Here is a 19766-nt window from a genome sequence, read left to right on the forward strand (position 1 = left end):
TGTGGAGATATCTATAAAACCGGCAGGGCCGCTTTGTTAATCCGTATATATTATCTATTATTTCAGGGAACAATCGCCGACTGGCTGGGCGGGCACCCCTTCGCCAGGCAAAAGGGCGCCCTGCCCGCTCAATCGTCCCGTCCCCTTTCCTGGAAACTGGCCGGATCAAACAGGACTTCGACCGACAGGCCGCTGCGGTCCTGGCCGTGGACCTCGTAGCAGCCGTCCTCCATCTCGATCTTGCGGACGGTCCAGCCCTTGGCGGCCAGGTCGGCCCGCAATTCGTTGGCCGGACGCCGCTGGTCTTGCGGCACATGGCAGCGGTCATGGGCGACGGCGGGGGTCGCCAGGGCCAGAATGGCCGGGATCAAGGCAACAAGACGCATGATTCTTTCTCCTGCATTTGCGTTCCGTGCCACCGCAATAGCAGGACCGGGCTGACAGCCCGCTTACAGCGCCCGCGGCGCTCAGGGGCCCAGGATGCGCAGCTTGCCGACGCGCCCGTCGCAGCGCTGCACGGCGATGCGCAGCCGCTCCAGCAGATGGGTCTGGACGTAATTGGCATGAAAGCGGCTGGGCGCGAACAGCGTCAGGCAGGTCTCGTTGCGCTCGGCCTCCATCAGCCCGGCGAACCAGGCGTCGAACAGCGCCGGATCCTCCTCGGCCAGCCGGGCGCGCGCCTCGGCCCACAGCCCCTCGGCCGGCATCGGCTCGGGCCGGTGCAGCGGCACGACATTATTGGCCGGCTCGGCCCGGCGGCCGCCGACACGCTCGACGAAATCCGGGCCGATGTTCGGCCATTCCGCCTTTGTATCCAACAGGATACGCTCAAGGTTCAGGCCCAGGACCGACACCCGGCCGCGCGCGCCCTGCTGCTTGATCTCGATCCAGCCAAGGGCGCGCAGCTTGGCCATCTCGCGCTTGACGGTGCGCTCGTCCACGCACCACAGCCGGGCGATCTCGCGCTGGCCGATGGTCAGTTCGTCGCGCTGCCAGTTATAACGGGTGGTGATCAGCGCCATCAGCCGCAGCACCAGGCGCTGGCGATGCTTGTCGCCGGCCAGCCCATGCGCCATCATGGCCGAGAGCAAGTCGTATTTCTTCGCCGCCGCCTCTCGGCCGACGGCACGGATCACCTGCATGTCTGCTCCTGCGCCCCGGTATTCCCGGCTGCCTTCCATCTGCCCGCCTTGTCCTGCCTGCCGGGCAAGACCGGGATGACGGCGTCGGTTTGCCACCGTTTGAAACGCTTTTCGTCATCCCTTCCGTATTTGCGTCCTGAAATCCGATTCTGTCAAGCGATTCCCCGCCGGCCCGGTTTCCCGGTCCAAATCATCAAAGAAAATCGGTATCAAATGGTATAGGGGGTCATCCAGGCCGTCCCCCAATAGCGGCGTTTTGTCCCCCAATCCGGGATGCAACGCGCCAACCCGTCCCCCATTTCCGCGTTAGCGTTCCGGGTTTTGCGGCCCAGGGATTCGCCGGCCGATTCGCCGGGCGATGCAGGAAAACCCCGCAATCTCCGCATCCTGGCCATTCCATTAAAACGCCTTTTGCCAAATGTGCAAATCCGGCGTAAAAGCGAAACGGAAGAAAATCTGCGTCCTAGAAATACAGGCATCCTATGTATACGCACGAAGACCTCGCCAAGCTGCAGGCGCAATCCTTGAAGATGCAGGGCTGGATCCGGCGCCAGACCTTCAGCCCGGCCAATGAAAAGACGCTGCGCCGCTTCTCCAGCTGGGAGGTGGCCGAGCTGATCTTCCGCATCAACCAGTCCACCTTCCGCGGCAAGCTCGCCGCCGAGCCGAACCTTCCCCTCGGGGAAGTCGAGGAGGACGGCCGCCAGCGCTGGTTCTCGCTCGACGAGATCAACGAGCTGCGCCGCCGCATCCGCATCAACCGCAAGACGCTGATGCCCTGGCGGGCCGAGGGCAAGCGCGCCTTCCGCGCCGCCATCGCCAACTTCAAGGGCGGCGCCGGCAAGTCGACGGTGGCGCTGCACTTCGCCCATGCCGCGGCGCTGGACGGCTACCGGGTGCTGGTCGTCGACTTCGACCCGCAGGCCACGCTGTCGCATTCCATGGGCCTGACCGACGTGGGCGAGGACCATACCGTCTGGGGCATCATGGCCCGCGACCTGGAGCGCGAGACCGACCGCATGAACGCCGCCGCCCGCGGCGCCGAGTCCGGCACCGCGCTCCCGCAGCGTAAGCTGCCGGCCTCGATCCGCGACATGGGCCTGGGCATGCTGCGCCCGGCGGACTTCATCAAGCCGACCGCCTGGCCGACCATCGACATCATCCCGAGCTGCGCCAACGCCGCCTTCGTCGAGTTCGCCAGCGCGCAATACCGGCACCTGAACCCGGAATGGACCTTCTTCGGTGCGGTGTCGCGCTTTCTCGACAGCCTGGCGGACGATGCCTATGACCTGATCCTCTTCGACTGCCCGCCGGCCATCGGCTACCAGTCGATGAACGCGGTCTTTGCCGCCGACATGCTCTATATCCCCTCGGGCCCCGGCTATTGGGAATACGACTCGACCACCAGCTTCATCGGCCAGCTGTCCGAGGCGCTGGAAGACCTGTCGCATGGCTTCGAAAACTTCCCCACGGGGAAGATCAAGCTGCCCAAGGCCTTTGCCGACATCCGCTTCCTGATGACGCGCTACGAGCCGTCGAACGAGCTGCACCAAGCGATGTATGGCGCCTTCCAGCAGGTCTTCGGCCAGCATATGGCCCAGCACCCGATCGAGCTGACCCGCGCGGTCGAGCAATCCGGCCGGTTCCTGTCCTCGATCTACGAGATCGACTATCGCGAGATGACGCGCGGCACCTGGCGCCGGGCGCGGGCGACCTTCGACCAGGCCTATGAGGAGTTCAAGTCCCATGTCGTCGCCGCCTGGGACAAGCTGGAGGGCGAGGCATGAGCCGCAAGCGCCGCATGTTCGAGATCGAGATGCCGGACGAGCCCGCCGCGGCCGTGCCGGAAACCTTCCCCGCGGGGAAGGAGGAAAAGGAGCATCGCCGCGGCCCGATGGCCACCGCCATCACCGAGACCGCCGAATCCACCCGCGACCGCGCGCGGCTGGAGGCGCAGATCCGGGCCGAGAACGATGCGCTGGCGCAGGAACATGTGCGGCTGAAGCGCGCCGGGCTGATCACCGACCTGATCCCGCTGGACGCCATCGACGCGCAGAAGCTGATCCGCGACCGCGCCGCCGGGCCGGATTACGAGCTGACCGAGCTGGTCGAGTCGATCCGCGACATCGGCCTGTCGAATCCGATCCGGGTCGAGCCGGCCGAGGACGGCCGCTATGAGCTGATCCAGGGCTGGCGCCGGCTGTCGGCCTATCGCCAGCTGCTGGAAGAGACGGGCGACGTCGAGAAATGGGGCCGCATCCCGGCCGGCATCGCGGCGCGCGGCGACGAGCTGGAGCGGCTATACCGGCGCATGGTCGACGAGAACATGGTGCGCAAGGACATCTCGTTTGCCGAGATGGCGCAGCTGGCGCTGCATTACGCCATGGACCCCGTGACCGAGGAGAACGACCCCGAAAAGGCGGTGGCGATCCTGTTCAAATCCGCCGGCTACCAGAAGCGCAGCTATATCCGCAGCTTCATCCGGCTGGTCGAGGCCCTGGGCGATGCCTTGCTTTACGCGCCCGACATCCCGCGTGCGCTGGGGCTGGCGCTGGCGCAACGGCTGGACGAGGTGCCGGGCACGGCGGCCGCGATCCGGGCCGAGCTGAAGAACTGGGATTCGCGCTCGGTCAAGGACGAGCTGGAGCTGCTGCGCCGCTATGCCGGGCTGGCGGGCGACGAGGAATCGCCGGCCGCCGCGCCGCGCAGCACCACGCCGACCGTCCCCGCGGGGAAGGCCCGCATCAGCTTCCAGATCCAGCGGCCGCAGGGCAGCGCCAAATGCACCGCCTCGAACGGGCGGCTGGAGATCCGGCTGCCGCGCGACTTCTCGGCCGTGGACCGGCGCAAGCTGGAGGCGGCGGTGCGGGTGATGCTGGAGAGCCTGGATTGACCTTCCCCATGGGGAAGGTCCGGTCCCCGCCGCGGGCCTTTCGGGGCCGGCCAGGGGCATCGGGGCAGGGGGGTGAACACCCCCTCTTCCAGTGATCCGCAAAATGGGGTTATTCTGCGGATAAGGCTGCTTGCAGGTCGGGAAACATGCCATCCGCTTCGGACATAGAATATCACGGAAAATCGGTCGCGCACCAGTTTTTTGATGCCTCGGCGTGGTTTTCCGCCGAGGCCGGGCAGGCCGCGGAACTGGCCCGCGCCGCATTCGCGCTGGGGCGGCTGGAGGGCGCGGTGGTGGCGCTGGAGCCCGAGGCGCGGGCCGGCGCCAACCGCCGGCTGGCGCTGATCGAGGTCGAGGCGATGCTATGGGCGCAGGGCACGCCCTTGCGCCGCGAGGAGATCGGCCGCGACCTGATGGAGGCGCGGGCCGGCGCCGACCTGGAGGCGATGCGGCTGGCGCGCTGGGGCATCCGCCGGCTGGAGGGGCAGGGCGATGCGCGCGACCTGCGCGGCTTCCTGGGGCTGCACCGGGCCGCGGTTTCCGGGCTGGACGAGCTGTTGGCGACGCGGCCGACGGGCCGGGATTTCGACGCGGCGGTGGCCGAGTTCCGCGACCTGGCCGGGCAGGTCGCAGGGCTGTCGCCCCTGGTCAGGGCGGCGGCGCTGCGGGTGTTGTGGCGGCTCTGCGGGCTCTCGGCGCCCGAGATGCTGGCCGAGCCCGCGACATGGACCGCGCGCGACATGGCCGAGGGCTGCGAGGCGCTGCGCTTCGTGCCGCTGGGCCGGCATGGCCGCGGGGTCTGGGTCGATGGCGGCAGCCCGGCCGAGCGCGTGGCGCGGCATCTTGCCGCAGTCACCGCCGGGATCCAGGATGCGCGGCACGAACTGGCGCGGGTGGCCGACTGGCAGGCCCGCGCGCTGGAGGCGATGGCCGGGGTCAAGGGCGAGAACGCCGGCCGGGTGATCCGGGCGCTGGCGGCGCATCCCTTGCTGAACGCGGCGATGCTGGAGGAAAGCGCCGGCATCAGCCGCGACACCGCCGAGCGGATGCTGTCGCGGATGAAGGCACTGGGCCTGGCGCGCGAGATCACCGGCGGGCGGCGGTTCCGGCTGTGGATGCTGGCGGGCTGAGCGCGTCGCGGCGGAAGGCGGCCGGCGTGGTGCCGGCGATCTTCAGGAAGGCGCGGTGGAAGGCGCTGGGTTCGCCATAGCCCAGGCGGGCGGCGATCTCGGCCACGCTGAGGTCGGTGTCGCGCAGAAGCTGGCGGGCGCGCATCAGCCGGATCTCGGCGCGGATGGCGGCGAAGCCCTGGCCCTCGGCCCGCAGGCGACGGCGCAGGGTGGCGGGGGCCAGGCGCAGCTCGGCGGCGAGGCGGTCGAAATCCGGCCAGTCCTCGGGCACGGCGGCGCGCAGCCGGGCGCGGATGCGCACGGAAAGCCCCTGGTCGTGGCGATAGCGCAGAAGGATGTTGGCGGGCGCGCCGCGCAGGAAGCCTTCCAGCGCCTTTTCGCTGCGGATGGTGGGCAGGGCGAGGTAGCTGGCGGCAAAGGTCAGCCGGCTGGCGGGCTGGCCGAAATGCACCGGCGCGCCGAAGAACTGGTGGTAGTCGCGGCGGTTCTCCGGGGCGGGGCAGGCGAAATCCACCTGCATCAGCGGGATGCGGCGGCCGATCAGCCAGCACATGACACCCAGCAGGATCAGCCAGTAGGTGCGATAGGCGAAGGCGCGGCGCGGCGGGCCGGCGTCGCGCAGCACGATCTCGGCCTGGCCGTCGCGCAGGCGCAGGGTGCCGGTGGGGTCGTCGAGCGTGACCGACAGGAACAGCAGCGCCCGGCGCAGGGCGCGCTCCAGCGTGCCGGCATGCAGCGCCGCCTGGCAGAGCAACTGGAAGCTGCCGGGGCGCATGGGGCGGGCGGCCTCGTCGAAGAACTCGTCGCGGATGCGGTCGGCGATGGCCAGCCAGAGCTTGCCGTATTGCAGGTTCGAGACCGGCTCGCCCAGGGCCGGGATGCCGGATTGCGCCAGGAGCGGCGCGGGGTCGATGCCGCGGCGGTGAAGGCAGTCCAGCGCGTCCTCGACGAAGCCGGGGGTGATGGTGCGGCGTTCCATGGCGCCCCTTGTTGCAAAACCGATCAGATATTCTGGCCGCCAATGGCATTGTTTGCAATGTCGCCGGCGCTAAGCTGCCGCCGAACTCGGGGAAACCGCGTCATGCGGGAGAGTTGAGGAGGAGAGACATGTCGGCGACCACCCTGTCCCGGACGCGCTATGACGAGGCCGTGGCGCGGTTCCGTATCGAGGACGCCATCGCCGGGCTGCGCGGCGACCTGGAGACCGGGCTGAACGCCTGCGTCGAATGCTGCGACCGCCATTGCGGCGCGAACCGGGTGGCGCTGCGCTGCCTGTCGCCGGACGAGGCGCTGACGGAATACACCTTCGAGGACCTGCGCGGCATGGCGGCGCGGGCGGCGAACCTGATGCGCGACAAGGGCATCCGGCCGGGCGACGTGGTCGCCGGGCTGTTGCCGCGCACGGTCGAGCTGGTCGCCACGGTGCTGGGCGCCTGGCGGCTGGGCGCGGTCTACCAGCCGCTGTTCACCGCCTTCGGCCCCAAGGCGATCGAGCATCGGCTGAGGACCAGCGGCGCCAAGCTGGTGGTGACGAATGCCGCCCAGCGGCCCAAGCTGGACGAGGTCGAGGACTGCCCGCTGGTCGCCGTGCTGCGCGGCGACGGGCCGCTGGCGCCGGGCGACGTGGATTTCCGCGAGGCGCTGGCCATGGCCTCGGACGCGTTCGAGCCGGTGATGCGGCGCGGCGAGGATCTGTTCATGATGATGTCCACCTCGGGCACCACCGGACTGCCCAAGGGGGTGCCGGTGCCCTTGCGGGCGCTCTTGGCCTTTGGCGCCTATATGCGCGATGCGGTGGACCTGCGCGAAAGCGACGTGTTCTGGAACATTGCCGATCCGGGCTGGGCCTATGGGCTGTATTACGCGCTGACCGGGCCCTTGCTGCTGGGGCAGGCGACGATCTTCTACGAGGGCGGCTTTACCGCCGAGACCACCTATCGCATCATCGGGCGCATGGGGGTGACGAGCCTTGCCGGCTCGCCCACCGCCTACCGGCTGCTGATCGCGGCGGGGCCGGAGGCGGCCGCGGCGGTCAAGGGGCAGCTGCGGGTGGTGAGTTCCGCAGGCGAGCCGCTGAACCCCGAGATCATCCGCTGGTTCGCCGAGCATCTGGCGGTGCCGATCCATGACCATTACGGCCAGACCGAGATGGGCATGTGCGTGAACAACCATCACGGGCTGGAGCATCCGGTGCGTCCGGGCTCGGCCGGCCTCGCCATGCCGGGCTATCGCGTGGTGGTGCTGGACGATGCGGGCTGCGAACTGGGGCCGAACCAGCCGGGCGTGCTGGCCGTCGACATGAAGCGGTCGCCGCTGATGTGGTTTTCGGGCTACCTGAACCAGGCGACGCCGGCGCTGGCGGGGGGCTATTACCGCACCGGCGATTCGGTGGAGTTCGAGCCGGACGGGTCGATCAGCTTCATCGGCCGGTCGGACGATGTGATCACATCCTCGGGCTATCGCATCGGCCCCTTCGACGTGGAAAGCGCGCTGATCGAGCATCCGGCCGTGGTCGAGGCGGCGGTGGTCGGCGTGCCCGACCCCGAGCGGACCGAGGTGGTGAAAGCCTTCGTCGTGCTGGCCAAGGGCGTCGAGGGGACCGAGGCGCTGCGCGAGGAACTGGCGCAGCATGTCAAGAAACGCTTGTCGGCCCATGCCTATCCCCGGATGATCGAGTTTGTCGCCGACCTGCCGAAGACGCCGAGCGGCAAGATCCAGCGCTTCATCCTGCGCAAGGCGGAAGTCGAGAAACTGGCGCAGAGGTAGGGGGATACCATGCAGATGGAGAACGGGGTTTTTGTGATCACAGGTGCCGGCTCCGGCCTGGGCGCGGCGGTGGCGCGCATGGCGGTCGGCGCGGGTGCGCGGGCGGTGTTGCTGGACGTGAATGCCGAGGCCGGCGCGGCGATGGCGGCGGAACTGGGCGCGGCGGCGCGTTTCGTCAGGACCGACGTGACCAGCGGCCCGGAGGGCGAGGCGGCCATCGCCGCGGCGCTGGAGGCTTTCGGCCGGATCGACGTGGCGGTGAACTGCGCCGGCGTCGCGCCGGGCGAGAAGATCGTCGGGCGCGAGGGACCGCATGGGCTGGAGAGCTTTGCCCGCGCCATCCAGATCAACCTGGTGGGCACGTTCAACATGCTGCGGCTGGCGGCCGATGCCATGGCGAAGAACGCGCCGGGCGAGGGCGGCGAGCGCGGGGTGATGGTCAACACCGCCTCGATCGCGGCCTATGACGGGCAGATCGGGCAGGCGGCCTATGCGGCCTCGAAGGGCGGCGTCGCGGCGCTGACCCTGCCGGCGGCGCGGGAACTGGCGCGGCACGGCATAAGGGTGATGACCATCGCGCCGGGCATCTTTGCCACGCCGATGATGGCCGGGCTGCCGCAGGAGGTGCAGGACAGCCTGGGCGCCAACGTGCCTTTCCCGCCGCGGCTGGGCAATCCTGCGGAATATGCGGCGCTGGTGCGCCATATCGTCGAAAACCAGATGCTGAACGGCGAGGTCATCCGGCTGGACGGCGCGCTGCGCATGGCGCCGAAATAAGGCCGCCGAAATAGGGGAGAGTCATCATGAGCACCGATCCGATTGTCATCACGGGCGCGGCCCGCACGCCGATGGGCGGCTTCCAGGGCGATTTCGCCGGGGTCGAGGCCGCGGCGCTGGGCGCGACCGCGATCCGCGCCGCGCTGGGGGGCCTGGACCCGCAGGCGGTGGACGAGATCATCATGGGCTGCGTGCTGCCCGCCGGCCAGGGCCAGGCCCCGGCGCGGCAGGCGGCGCTGGGCGCGGGCCTGCCCCTGGGCGCGGGGGCCACGACCGTCAACAAGATGTGCGGCTCGGGCATGAAGGCGGCGATGCTGGGCCATGACCTGATCCTGGCCGGCTCGGCCGATGTCGTGGTCGCGGGCGGCATGGAAAGCATGTCGAACGCGCCCTATCTGCTGCCGAAGGCGCGCTCGGGCTATCGCATGGGCCATGGGCAGGTCATGGACCACATGTTCCTGGACGGGCTGGAGGACGCCTATGACAAGGGCCGGCTGATGGGCACATTCGCCGAGGATTGCGCCGAAGCCTATCAGTTCACACGGCAAGCGCAGGACGAGTTCGCGATTTCCTCGCTGACCCGCGCGCAGAAGGCGATTGCCGCCGGGCATTTCGCGGGCGAGATCGCGCCGGTGACGGTCAAGGGCCGCGGCGGCGAGGTGGTGGTCGATACCGACGAGCAGCCGGGCAAGGCACGGCTGGACAAGATCCCGACGCTGAAGCCGGCCTTCCGGCCGGGGGGCACGGTGACGGCGGCGAACAGTTCCTCGATCTCGGACGGGGCGGCGGCGCTGGTCTTGATGCGGGCCTCCGAGGCCGAGCGGCGCGGGCTGACCCCGCGGGCGCGGATCGTCGGGCACGCGACCTTTGCCGACAAGCCGGGGCTGTTTCCGACCGCGCCCATCGGTGCGGTCCGGCGGTTGCTGGAGCGGACCGGGACGGCGCTTTCGGATTACGACCTGTTCGAGGTGAACGAGGCTTTCGCCGTGGTCGCCATGGCGGCGATGCGCGACCTTGGCCTGTCGCATGAGGTGGTGAATATCCATGGCGGCGCCTGCGCACTGGGCCATCCCATCGGCGCGTCGGGTGCGCGGGTGCTGGTCACGCTGCTGGCGGCGCTGGAGACGCATGGCGGCCAGCGCGGCATCGCCACGCTTTGCATCGGCGGGGGCGAGGCGACGGCGGTCGCCATCGAGAGGATGGCATGATGCTGACCGAGGAACAGGAGCAGATCCGCGATGCCGTGCGCGACTTTGCGCAAGAGCGGCTGGCGCCGGGGGCGGCGGCGCGCGACCGGGCGCATGAATTTCCGCGCGCCGAACTGACCGAGATGGGCGAACTGGGGTTCCTGGGCATGCCGGTGCCCGAGGAACATGGCGGCTCGGAAACCGGCGCGGTCGCCTATGCGCTGGCGCTGGAGGAGATCGCGGCGGCGGACGGGGCGTGCTCGACCATCATGTCGGTGCATAGCTCGGTCGGCTGCGTGCCCATCCTGCGCTTCGGCACCGAGGAGCAGAAGGCGCGCTTCCTGCCCAGGATGGCGAGCGGCGAATGGATCGGCGGCTTTGCGCTGACCGAGCCGCATGCCGGCTCGGACGCGTCGAACCTGCGCACGCGGGCGCGGCGCGAGGGCGGGTATTATGTCATCGACGGCAGCAAGCAGTTCATCACCAGCGGCAAGAACGGCTCGGTGGTGATCGTCTTTGCCGTGACCGATGCGGCGGCGGGGAAGAAGGGGATTTCCGCCTTCATCGTGCCGACGGATACGCCGGGCTACGAGGTGGTCTCGGTCGAGCACAAGCTGGGGCAGCATTCGTCGGACACCTGCGCGCTGGCGTTCAGCGGCATGCGGGTGCCGGTCGAGAACCGGCTGGGCGAAGAGGGCGAGGGCTACAAGATCGCGCTGTCGAACCTGGAGGGCGGGCGCATCGGCATCGCCGCGCAGGCGGTCGGCATGGCGCGCGGCGCCTATGAGGCGGCGCTGGCCTATGCGCGCGAACGCATCACCTTCGGCCGGCCGATCATCGAGCATCAGGCGGTGGCCTTCAGGCTGGCCGACATGGCGGTGCAGATCGACGCGGCGCGGCTGATGGTGCTGCGCGCGGCGCAGTTGCGCGAGGCGGGCAAGCCCTGCCTGACCGAGGCCAGCATGGCCAAGCTTTTCGCCTCGGAAATGGCGGAGAAGGTCTGTTCGGCGGCGATCCAGATCCATGGCGGCTACGGCTACCTGGCCGATTACCCGGTCGAGCGCATCTATCGCGACGTGCGCGTGACCCAGATCTACGAAGGGACGAGCGAGGTGCAGCGCCTCGTCATCGCCCGCAACCTGTGAGGGGGAGCATGGCTGAGCTGATCGAGATCACGCGGGAGGGTCGGGTGGCGCTGATCCGCCTGAACCGGCCCGAGGCGCTGAACGCGCTGAACTCGGCCCTGGCCGAGGAATTGACGGCGGCGGCCGAGGCGCTGGACGCGGACCGGGGGGTGGGGGCCATCGTCGTCACCGGCTCGGACCGCGCCTTCGCCGCGGGGGCGGATATTTCGGAAATGGCCGAGAAGAGCGCCGAGGAGATGGTCGAGGCGGATTTCTTTGCCATCTGGGACCGCTTCGCCGCGACGCGCACGCCGAAGATCGCGGCGGTGAACGGCTATGCCCTGGGCGGCGGCTGCGAGCTGATGATGATGTGCGATTTCGCCATCGCCGGCGAGGGGGCGAAATTCGGCCAGCCCGAGGTCAAGCTGGGGGTGATCGCCGGCATGGGCGGCACGCAGCGGATGACGAAGCTGATCGGGCGGGCGCTGTCGATGGACCTGCACCTGACCGGGCGGATGATGGACGCGGCCGAGGCGCTGCGCGCCGGGCTGGTGGCGCGGGTGGTGCCCGACGATCAGGTCGTGCCCGAGGCGATGGCGGCGGCGCGGCAGATCGCCGGCTATTCGCGGCCGGCGACGCGGCTGGCGCGCGAGGCGGTGATGCGGGCCGAGGAGCTGTCGCTGGCCGAGGGCGTGGCCTGGGAACGGCGGCTGTTCCACCGGCTGTTCGGCACCGAGGGCCAGCGCGAGGGCATGCGGGCCTTCCTGGAAAAGCGCAAGCCGGAGTTTCACCGCGACTGACCGGAACCGGGGGCGGCAGCCCGCCGGCCGGGCGGCGCTTTGCGTTGCGCGGCGGGCGGGCGGCGTGTAGAACCTGCCCGATTGAGCGTTGCGAAGGGAGCCCGTGCATGCGCAGAGTTGTCGTCACCGGACTGGGGATGGTCACGCCGCTGGCCTCGGGGGTCGAGGAGACCTGGTCGAGGCTTCTGGCCGGGGAATCCGGCGCCGGACCGATCACCCGGTTCGACACCAAGGACGTGGCGACGAAATATGCCTGCGAGCTCCCCTTTGGCGACGGCTCGGGCGGGACGTTCAACCCCGACGACTGGATGGAGCCCAAGGACCGGCGCAAGGTCGACGACTTCATCCTTTACGGCATGGCCGCCGCGACGCAGGCGGTGAAGGATTCCGGCTGGGAGCCGGCGAACGAGGACGAGCGCGAGCGCACCGGGGTCATGATCGGCTCGGGCATCGGCGGGCTTTCCTCGATCGCCGATACCGCGGTGCTGATCAAGGAACGCGGGCCGAAACGGGTTTCGCCCTTCTTCATTCCGGGGGCGCTGATCAACCTGGTCTCGGGCCAGGTCTCGATCCGCTTCGGCTTCAAGGGGCCGAACCATGCGGTGGTCACGGCCTGCTCGACCGGGGCGCATGCCATCGGCGACGCGGCGCGGCTGATCATGCTGGGCGACGCGGACGTGATGATCGCGGGCGGCGCCGAGAGCCCGATCTGCGAGATCGGCATCGCCGGCTTCAACGCCTGCAAGGCGCTGTCCACCAAGCGCGAGGACGACCCCCAGGCGGCCAGCCGGCCCTGGGACGTGGACCGCGACGGCTTCGTCATGGGCGAGGGCGCCGGCGTCGTCGTGCTGGAGGAATACGAGCACGCCAAGGCGCGCGGCGCCAGGATCTATGCCGAGATCCTGGGCTATGGCCTGTCGGGCGACGCCTATCACATCACCGCCCCCAGCGAGGACGGCGACGGCGGCTTCCGCAGCATGACCAACGCGCTGAAGCGCGCCAACCTGACGCCGGGCGAGCTGGACTATATCAACGCGCATGGCACCTCGACCATGGCCGACGTGATCGAGCTGGGCGCGGTCGAGCGGCTGATGGGCGATGCGGCGGGCAATGTGGTGATGTCCTCGACCAAGTCGAGCATCGGGCACCTGCTGGGCGCGGCGGGCGCGGTCGAGGCGATCTTCTGCATCCTGGCGATCCGCGACCAGATCTGCCCGCCGACCATCAACCTGGACGACCAGGCGCGCGAGACGCCGATCGACCTGGCCGCCAATGCCGCGGTGCGGCGCAAGGTGGACCATGTGCTGTCCAACAGCTTCGGCTTCGGCGGCACCAATGCCAGCCTGGTGATGGGACGGGTCAAGGAATGATCTGGCGCCACATCGCGTCGAATTTCCTGACGCTGCTGATCGTGATCCTGATCGCGGTCGCGGCGGCCATCGCCTGGGGCAAGCACGAATACACCCGGCCAGGCCCCAGCGCCGTGGCCGCCTGCGTGCGCGTCGCCCCCGGCGCCAGCCTGAACGCGGTCAGCCAGCAGCTGGCCGAGCAGGGCGTGGTGTCCAATGCCTATATCTTCCGGGCGGGCGCCGATTATGCCGGGAAATCGCGCGATCTGAAATACGGCTCCTACCTGATGCCGCCGCAGTCCAGCATGGAGGAGATCGTCCGGGTCATCACCGCCGGCGGTCCCAGCACCTGCGGCACCGAGGTGGTGTTCCGCATCGGCGTGCGCGAGAACTCGGTGATCCTGCGCGACATGGATGCCGAGACCGGGGTCTTTGCCGAGCAGGCGAAATACAACCCCGCCAGCGAGCCCGCGCCCGAGGTCATCGCGGCCGCGGAGGCCAAGCCGGATGCGCGGCTGCGCATCTCGATCGCCGAGGGGGTGACGAGCTGGCAGGTGGCCGAGGGGCTGAAGCAGGCCGGCTTCCTGGGCGGCGAGATCGCGGACCTGCCCGAGGAGGGCAGCCTCGCCCCCGACACCTACGACGTCGAGAAGGGCGCCGACCGCGCCGCGCTGCTGGCCGAGATGGAGCGGCGGCAGGCGGCGATCCTGGCCGCGGCCTGGGAGGCGCGCGAGCCCGACCTGCCCTATGCCACGCCCGAGGAGGCGCTGGTCATGGCCTCGATCATCGAGAAGGAGACCGGGCAGCCGAACGAGCGGCGGATGGTGGCCAGCGTCTTTGTCAACCGGATGCGGCAGGGGATGCGGCTGGAGACCGACCCGACGGTGATCTATGGCATCACCGGCGGCAAGGGGGTCCTGGACCGCGGCATCCGCGCCTCGGAACTGCGGCGGCGCACGCCCTACAACACCTACCAGATCGACGGGCTGCCGCCGACGCCCATCGCCAATCCCGGCCGGGCCGCCATAGCCGCGGCGATGGACCCGGAAGATACCGATTACGTGTTCTTCGTGGCCGACGGCTCGGGCGGGCATGCCTTTGCCCGCACGCTGGAGGAGCACAACCGCAACGTCGCCCGCTGGCGCGAGATCGAGCGCCAGCGCGGCCAGCCGCTGTCGCCGGTGCAGGGCGACTGATCGGCCTTGCCGGAGGGCTGGTCGGTTTTTTTGGGTATTTGGGGAACGGAGAAGGCGCATGCCTGCGCCCCGGACCCGGCGGCGGCGGGTGTTGCGCCGGGCGTGCGCTGCGGTGTTGCATTCGGCAAGAGATTGTTCTTGTGGGGGAAATCGGCACCGCGGCGATCAACCGGGGGTTTTGCGTTGACTCGGCGCACGCCCTGAAGTAGAAATTACCCATGCTGGGAGAGATGGGCAAGCGGCCGGGGGGCGACCCCGAGGCCGCTTTTTTCATGTCTCGCTCGTGCGGACAGGCACACGAGGGCAGGGCGATCAAGAATGACCAAGAGTTTCGATCCGGGGCCGCAGGCGCCGGAAGGGCCTTTCGTGCCCGGCGCCGAGGCGGCGGACACAAACGTGCTGGAGATCGCGGATGGGCTGTTCCGGTCCTATGCGGCCGAGCTGAACCGGCTGCGGGAAAGGATCGAGGCCGGCGAGACCGGCGAGTTGAAGGAATCCGGCAAGCTGGTGCGCGAACTGCGGGCCGCGACCCAGATGGTGCTGGAGGAAAGGAGCAAGGTTGACAAGCTTCGCAAGGATGCTGCCGGGCGGGTCGGTGCAGGCGCACTCGACCTTGACGCGGCACGAGACGAGATCGGGCGCCGCCTGGCTTGCCTGCGCCGGGCCCGAGGAGGTTGACGCGTTCCTGGGGGGGCTGGGCGACAATGCGCTGGCGGCGCTGCCCTGGCTTTTCGAGTTCTGGGCGCTGCCGCACCAGCTGCCGCCCGAGGGCGACTGGAAGAGCTGGGTGATCATGGGCGGGCGCGGCGCGGGCAAGACCCGCGCCGGCGCCGAATGGGTGCGCGCCCAGGTCGAGGGCGCGACCCCCGGGGCGCCGGGCCGCGCGCGCCGGGTGGCGCTGGTCAGCGAGACGCTGGACCAGGCGCGCGACGTGATGGTGTTCGGGGAATCGGGGATCCTGGCCTCGTCCCCGCCGGACCGGCGGCCGGAATGGGAGGCGGGGCGGCGGCGGCTGGTCTGGCCGAACGGGGCCACGGCGCAGCTATACTCGGCCCATGAGCCCGAGGCGCTGCGCGGGCCGCAGTTCGACGCGGCCTGGGTCGACGAGCTGGCCAAGTGGAAGAAGGCCGAGGAATGCTGGGACATGCTGCAATTCGCGCTGCGGCTGGGGCCGCATCCGCAGCAGGTCGTCACCACCACGCCGCGCAACGTGGCGGTGCTGAAGCGGCTGTTGCGGCAGTCCTCGACCGTGACCACCCATGCGCCGACCGACGCGAACCGGGCCTATCTGGCCGACAGCTTCCTGGCCGAGGTGCAGGCGCGCTATGGTGGCACCCGGCTGGGGCGGCAGGAACTGGAGGGGCTGCTGCTGGAGGATGTCGAGGGGGCGCTGTGGAGCGCGGGCCTGCTGGAGCGCTGCCGCGCCGAGGCGGCGCCGGCGCTGTCGCGCATCGTCGTCGCGGTCGATCCGGCGGTGACGGCGGGGGCGGCTTCGGACGAATGCGGCATCGTGGTCGCCGGGGTGGTGGCCGAGGGGCCGGTGACGGATTGGCGGGCCTATGTGCTGGAGGATGCCTCGGTCCGGGGCGGGCCCCTGGACTGGGCGCGGGCGGCGATCGCGGCGATGCGGCGGCACGGGGCCGAGCGGCTGGTGGCCGAGGTCAACCAGGGCGGCGACCTGGTCGAGAGCGTGATCCGCCAGGTCGATCCGCTGGTGCCGTTCCGCGCCCTGCGGGCGGGGCGCGGCAAGGGCTTGCGCGCCGAGCCGGTGGCGGCGCTTTACGAGCAGGGGCGGGTCAGCCACCTGCGCGGGCTGGGGCTGCTGGAGGAGCAGATGTGCCGCATGACGGTCGCGGGCTATGACGGCAGGGGGTCGCCCGACCGGCTGGATGCGCTGGTCTGGGCGATCCACGAGCTGATGATCGAGCCGGGGGCGCATCACCTGCGCCCGGCGGTGCGGGGGCTTTAGGGGGCTTTGCCCCCCGCGCCTGCGGCCCCCCTCGACGGGGGGCCGCAGGCGCTCCCCCCAGGGTATTTTCGAAACGGAGAAGGGCCTTTCGGGGTCCGGGAGGGGTCGCGGGCGCGGCCCCTTTTTCATTGGGATTCAGGAGGAACCGATGGCATTTCCCTGGTTCGGGCGGGGGGCTGCGCCCGCGAGGCCGCCCGTCGCGGTCGAGAAGAAGGCCAGCGCCGCCGGCAAGCTGGTGGCGCTGGCGGCGGGTTCGGGCCGCGTGGTCTGGTCGCCGCGCGACACGGTCAGCCTGATGCGCCTGGGCTTCGTCGGCAATCCGGTCGGGTTCCGCGCTGTGCGGCTGATCGCCGAGGCGGCCGCCGCCGTGCCGCTGATCTGCCAGGACCGCGAGCGCCGCTATGAGGTGCATCCGGTGCTGGACCTCTTGCGCCGGCCCAATCCGGGCCAGGGCCGGGCCGAGCTGTTCGAGGCGCTCTACGGCCAGATCCTGCTGAGCGGCGACGGCTATCTGGAGGCGGTGGGCGAAGGCGCGAAAGGGCTGCCGGCCGAGCTGCACGTGCTGCGCGCGGACCGGATGGCGGTGGTGCCGGGGCCGGACGGCTGGCCGGTCGCCTATGAATATGGCGTGGGCGGGCGCAAGGTCCGCTTCGACATGGCCGGCAGTCCCGATCCGATCTGCCATATCCGCAGCTTTCATCCGCTGGACGACCATCACGGGCTGTCGCCCATGCAGGCGGCCGCGGTGGCGGTGGATGTCCACAACAGCGCATCCAGCTGGTCCAAGGCGCTTCTGGACAATGCGGCGCGGCCCAGTGGCGCCATCGTCTACCGCGGCGCCGACGGCCAGGGCAGCCTGTCGCCGGACCAGTACGAGCGCCTTGTGACCGAGATGGAGATGCATCACCAGGGCGCGAGGAACGCCGGGCGGCCGATGCTGCTGGAGGGCGGGCTCGACTGGAAGCCGATGGGGTTTTCGCCGAGCGACATGGAGTTCCACCAGACCAAGCTGGCCGCCGCGCGCGAGATCGCGCAGGCCTTCGGCGTGCCGCCGATGCTGATCGGCATTCCCGGCGAGGCGACCTATGCCAATTACGCCGAGGCGCACCGGGCCTTCTACCGGCTGACGGTGCTGCCGCTGGTCTCGCGCGTGGCCGGCGCCCTGGCCTGGTGGCTGTCCGAGCACCTGGGGGCCGAGATCGACCTGCGCGCCGATCCCGACCAGGTGCCGGCCCTGGCCGAGGAGCGCGACCAGCAATGGAAGCGCGTCGGCGAGGCCGGCTTCCTGACCCCGGCCGAGAAGCGGGCGGCGCTGGGGCTGCCGCCCTTGGCCGATGCGGAGGGGTGAGATGGAGGGCTCGCGTTTCGTCAAGGAGCCCTTCGACTGGCACGACCAGCGCCTGGAGACGCAGGAGCGGATCATGGCGCTGCAATTTTCCCAGGTGGAGCGCCGGCTGGAGCGCATCGAGGCGCTGATCGAGGGGCTGGAGCGGCGGTTGTGGATGACCGTCTATGGCGTCGTCGCGGTCATCCTGACCCAGGCGGTGCAGTCCATCCTGGAATATGCCCCGAAAGGAGGGTGAGGTGGATCGGAAGAATGACAGGCTGGAGTTGAAATATGCCGCCGGCGGGCCGGTGGTGGCCGAGGGCACGCGGATCGAGGGCTATGCGAGCCTGTTCGGCCTGACCGACCAGGGCGGCGACGTCGTGGTCCGGGGCGCCTATGCCGCCAGCCTGAAGCGGCTGGAGGCGCGCGGCGACCGGGTGCGGATGCTGTGGCAGCACGATCCCGCCCGGCCCATCGGCGTCTGGGAGGAGATCCGCGAGGACGAGAAGGGGCTTTGGGTCAAGGGGCGGCTCCTGCCCGAGATCGCCCTGGCCCGCGAGGCGGCGGCGCTGGTCGCGGCGGGGGCCATCGACGGGCTGTCGATCGGCTATCGCACCGTTTCCGCCGAGCGCGACGGCAAGGGCCGGCGCCTGCTTTCCGAGGTCGAGCTGTGGGAGGTGTCGCTGGTGACGTTCCCGATGCTGGCCGAGGCCAAGGTCGGGACCAAGTCGGACCGGCTGCACGAGATGGCGGCGGCCTTCCGGGCCGCGACGCTGGCGCTGCGCGCCAAGTGAGTTTCACCGAAACGGAGGGGATCATGACCGAGGTGAAAGCCGCGGCCGGGGCGGATGTGCCCGGCGACCTGGGGGCCGAGATGCTGGGTTTTGTCCAGGAGTTGAAGGCATTCCGCAGCGAGATTCAGAACCGATTGGAAGCACAGGAAGAACGCATGACCATGCTGGACCGCAAGACGATTTCCCGCGCCCGCGCCCCCCTGTCGGCCGAGGCCGACCAGGGCGCGCCGCACCAGAAGGCCTTCGACGCCTATATCCGCCATGGCGACGACGGCGCGCTGCGCGGCCTGCCGCTGGAGGGCAAGGCGATGACCACCGGCTCGGACGGGGGCTTCCTGGCGGCGCCGACGGTGGCCATGCAGGTGCAGGAGGCGCTGAACGTCACCGCCTCGCTGCGCCGGGTCGCGAATGTGGTGGCGGTGGAATCGGCCAGCTACGAGGTGCTGGTGGACATGGGCGACATCGCCCATGGCTGGGCCACCGAGGCCACGGCCCAGGCCGAGACCGGCACCCCCACCGTGCAGCGGGTGGTGATCCCGGTGCATGAGCTTTCCGCCATGCCCAAGGCCAGCCAGCGCCTGCTGGACGATGCCGCCTTCGACGTCGAGACCTGGCTGGCCGGGCGCATCGCCGAGAAATTCGCCCGCGCCGAGGCCATGGCCTTCATCGGCGGCGACGGCGTGAACAAGCCGCGCGGCATCCTGACCCATGCCAAGGCGCCGAACGGCACCGCGACCAATGTGCAGATCGGCACCATCCCGTCGGGCGGGAACGGCGATTTCGCCGCGACCAACCCGGCCAATGCGCTGATCGACCTGGTCTATGCGCTGGGCGCGCAATACCGTGCCAATGCGAGCTTCGTGATGAATTCCAAGACCGCCGCCGCGGTGCGCAAGATGCGCGACGCGGACGGCCGCTTCCTGTGGGCGGACAGCCTGGCCATGGGCCAGCCGGCGCAGCTTCTGGGTTATCCGGTGCTGGTCTGCGAGGACATGCCCGACATCGCGCAGGGCTCGCATTCCATCGCCTTCGGCGACTTCCGCTCGGCCTATACCATCGTCGAGCGGCCGGACCTGCGGGTGCTGCGCGATCCCTTCTCGGCCAAGCCGCATGTGCTGTTCTACGCCACCAAGCGGGTGGGCGGCGGCGTCACCGACGCCCGTGCCGTCAAGCTGATGGTCTTCGGCTGATCCGGGGCCGAAGCGGGGGCCGCGCCGAGGATCTGCGCCCTGCTGGCAAGTGCAACTGTCCGCGCGCGCGAGGGTGCAGCGGCGCGGCCCCCTTTTGCCCGAAGCCCTGCGAGTGGGAGAGA

General features: G+C 69.9%; 19 protein-coding genes. 16 read left to right on the top strand and 3 right to left on the bottom strand.

Annotated features, from left to right (window positions below; all coding sequences use genetic code 11):
• Positions 1-128: 128 nt before the first annotated feature.
• Complete coding sequence (locus E3U26_RS17645; RefSeq protein ID WP_449045555.1) at positions 129-386, bottom strand: PepSY domain-containing protein; 258 nt, start codon at positions 384-386, stop codon at positions 129-131.
• Positions 387-467: 81 nt separating this feature from the next.
• Entirely contained in the window at positions 468-1142 is a 675-nt protein-coding gene (locus E3U26_RS17650) for a DnaA N-terminal domain-containing protein (RefSeq protein WP_072462107.1), read from the bottom strand.
• A 482-nt stretch (positions 1143-1624) separates the two neighbouring features.
• Here E3U26_RS17650 and E3U26_RS17655 point away from each other — a divergent pair, with 482 nt between their 5' ends.
• From E3U26_RS17655 to E3U26_RS17665, 3 genes are all read left to right on the top strand, one after another.
• The gene (locus E3U26_RS17655; RefSeq protein WP_036759868.1) at positions 1625-2929 is read left to right on the top strand and encodes an AAA family ATPase; all 1305 of its coding nucleotides are present in this window, start codon (positions 1625-1627) and stop codon (positions 2927-2929) included.
• The gene (locus tag E3U26_RS17660) at positions 2926-4035 is read left to right on the top strand and encodes a ParB/RepB/Spo0J family partition protein (protein WP_036759866.1); all 1110 of its coding nucleotides are present in this window, start codon (positions 2926-2928) and stop codon (positions 4033-4035) included. The genes E3U26_RS17655 and E3U26_RS17660 overlap by 4 nt, the downstream gene beginning before the upstream one ends.
• A gap of 146 nt (positions 4036-4181) precedes the next feature.
• The gene (locus E3U26_RS17665; protein ID WP_499107037.1) at positions 4182-5165 is read left to right on the top strand and encodes a Fic family protein; all 984 of its coding nucleotides are present in this window, start codon (positions 4182-4184) and stop codon (positions 5163-5165) included.
• Here E3U26_RS17665 and E3U26_RS17670 read toward each other — a convergent pair.
• Positions 5122-6144, bottom strand: a complete 1023-nt coding sequence (locus E3U26_RS17670; protein ID WP_499107038.1) for an AraC family transcriptional regulator — start codon at positions 6142-6144, stop codon at positions 5122-5124. The two genes, E3U26_RS17665 and E3U26_RS17670, sit on opposite strands and share 44 nt — an antisense overlap.
• 128 nt (positions 6145-6272) lie before the next feature.
• Between E3U26_RS17670 and E3U26_RS17675 the strand changes: the two genes are divergently transcribed.
• The 13 genes from E3U26_RS17675 to E3U26_RS17735 all read left to right on the top strand — a co-directional run bounded on the left by E3U26_RS17675 (position 6273) and on the right by E3U26_RS17735 (position 19644).
• Positions 6273-7931 (top strand): acyl-CoA synthetase family protein, encoded by a 1659-nt coding sequence (locus E3U26_RS17675; protein WP_499107039.1) that lies wholly within the window; start codon positions 6273-6275, stop codon positions 7929-7931.
• Positions 7932-7940: 9 nt separating this feature from the next.
• Positions 7941-8708 (top strand): Rossmann-fold NAD(P)-binding domain-containing protein, encoded by a 768-nt coding sequence (locus E3U26_RS17680; protein WP_499107040.1) that lies wholly within the window; start codon positions 7941-7943, stop codon positions 8706-8708.
• A gap of 23 nt (positions 8709-8731) precedes the next feature.
• Positions 8732-9916 carry an acetyl-CoA C-acyltransferase gene (locus tag E3U26_RS17685; protein WP_499107536.1) on the top strand — a complete coding sequence of 395 codons (1185 nt, stop codon included), beginning with the start codon at positions 8732-8734 and terminating at the stop codon, positions 9914-9916.
• Complete coding sequence (locus E3U26_RS17690; protein WP_499107041.1) at positions 9913-11040, top strand: acyl-CoA dehydrogenase family protein; 1128 nt, start codon at positions 9913-9915, stop codon at positions 11038-11040. Before E3U26_RS17685 ends, E3U26_RS17690 begins: the two co-directional genes overlap by 4 nt.
• A gap of 8 nt (positions 11041-11048) precedes the next feature.
• The gene (locus E3U26_RS17695) at positions 11049-11819 is read left to right on the top strand and encodes a Clp protease/crotonase-like domain-containing protein (RefSeq protein WP_499107043.1); all 771 of its coding nucleotides are present in this window, start codon (positions 11049-11051) and stop codon (positions 11817-11819) included.
• A gap of 107 nt (positions 11820-11926) precedes the next feature.
• Complete coding sequence (fabF, locus tag E3U26_RS17700; RefSeq protein WP_499107044.1) at positions 11927-13189, top strand: beta-ketoacyl-ACP synthase II; 1263 nt, start codon at positions 11927-11929, stop codon at positions 13187-13189.
• On the top strand, positions 13186-14364 hold the full coding sequence (gene mltG, locus E3U26_RS17705; protein WP_499107046.1) for an endolytic transglycosylase MltG: 1179 nt from the start codon (positions 13186-13188) through the stop codon (positions 14362-14364). The genes fabF and mltG overlap by 4 nt, the downstream gene beginning before the upstream one ends.
• 318 nt (positions 14365-14682) lie before the next feature.
• Entirely contained in the window at positions 14683-15042 is a 360-nt protein-coding gene (locus E3U26_RS17710; protein WP_052096250.1) for a hypothetical protein, read from the top strand.
• The gene (locus E3U26_RS17715) at positions 14942-16333 is read left to right on the top strand and encodes a DNA-packaging protein (protein WP_499107537.1); all 1392 of its coding nucleotides are present in this window, start codon (positions 14942-14944) and stop codon (positions 16331-16333) included. The genes E3U26_RS17710 and E3U26_RS17715 overlap by 101 nt, the downstream gene beginning before the upstream one ends.
• A 148-nt stretch (positions 16334-16481) precedes the next feature.
• The gene (locus tag E3U26_RS17720; protein WP_072462098.1) at positions 16482-17681 is read left to right on the top strand and encodes a phage portal protein; all 1200 of its coding nucleotides are present in this window, start codon (positions 16482-16484) and stop codon (positions 17679-17681) included.
• 1 nt (position 17682) lies between these two features.
• Positions 17683-17916, top strand: coding sequence for a GTA head formation protein, RCAP_rcc01685 family (locus E3U26_RS17725; RefSeq protein ID WP_024843692.1), 234 nt, complete (start codon positions 17683-17685; stop codon positions 17914-17916).
• The gene (locus E3U26_RS17730; RefSeq protein WP_499107049.1) at positions 17897-18454 is read left to right on the top strand and encodes an HK97 family phage prohead protease; all 558 of its coding nucleotides are present in this window, start codon (positions 17897-17899) and stop codon (positions 18452-18454) included. Before E3U26_RS17725 ends, E3U26_RS17730 begins: the two co-directional genes overlap by 20 nt.
• A gap of 23 nt (positions 18455-18477) precedes the next feature.
• Positions 18478-19644: a phage major capsid protein gene (locus E3U26_RS17735; RefSeq protein ID WP_072462096.1), complete on the top strand. Its 1167-nt coding sequence runs from the start codon at positions 18478-18480 to the stop codon at positions 19642-19644.
• Positions 19645-19766 lie beyond the last annotated feature (122 nt).

This window comes from Paracoccus ferrooxidans (genome assembly GCF_029909815.1).
In the GTDB taxonomy this organism is placed as follows: domain Bacteria; phylum Pseudomonadota; class Alphaproteobacteria; order Rhodobacterales; family Rhodobacteraceae; genus Paracoccus; species Paracoccus versutus.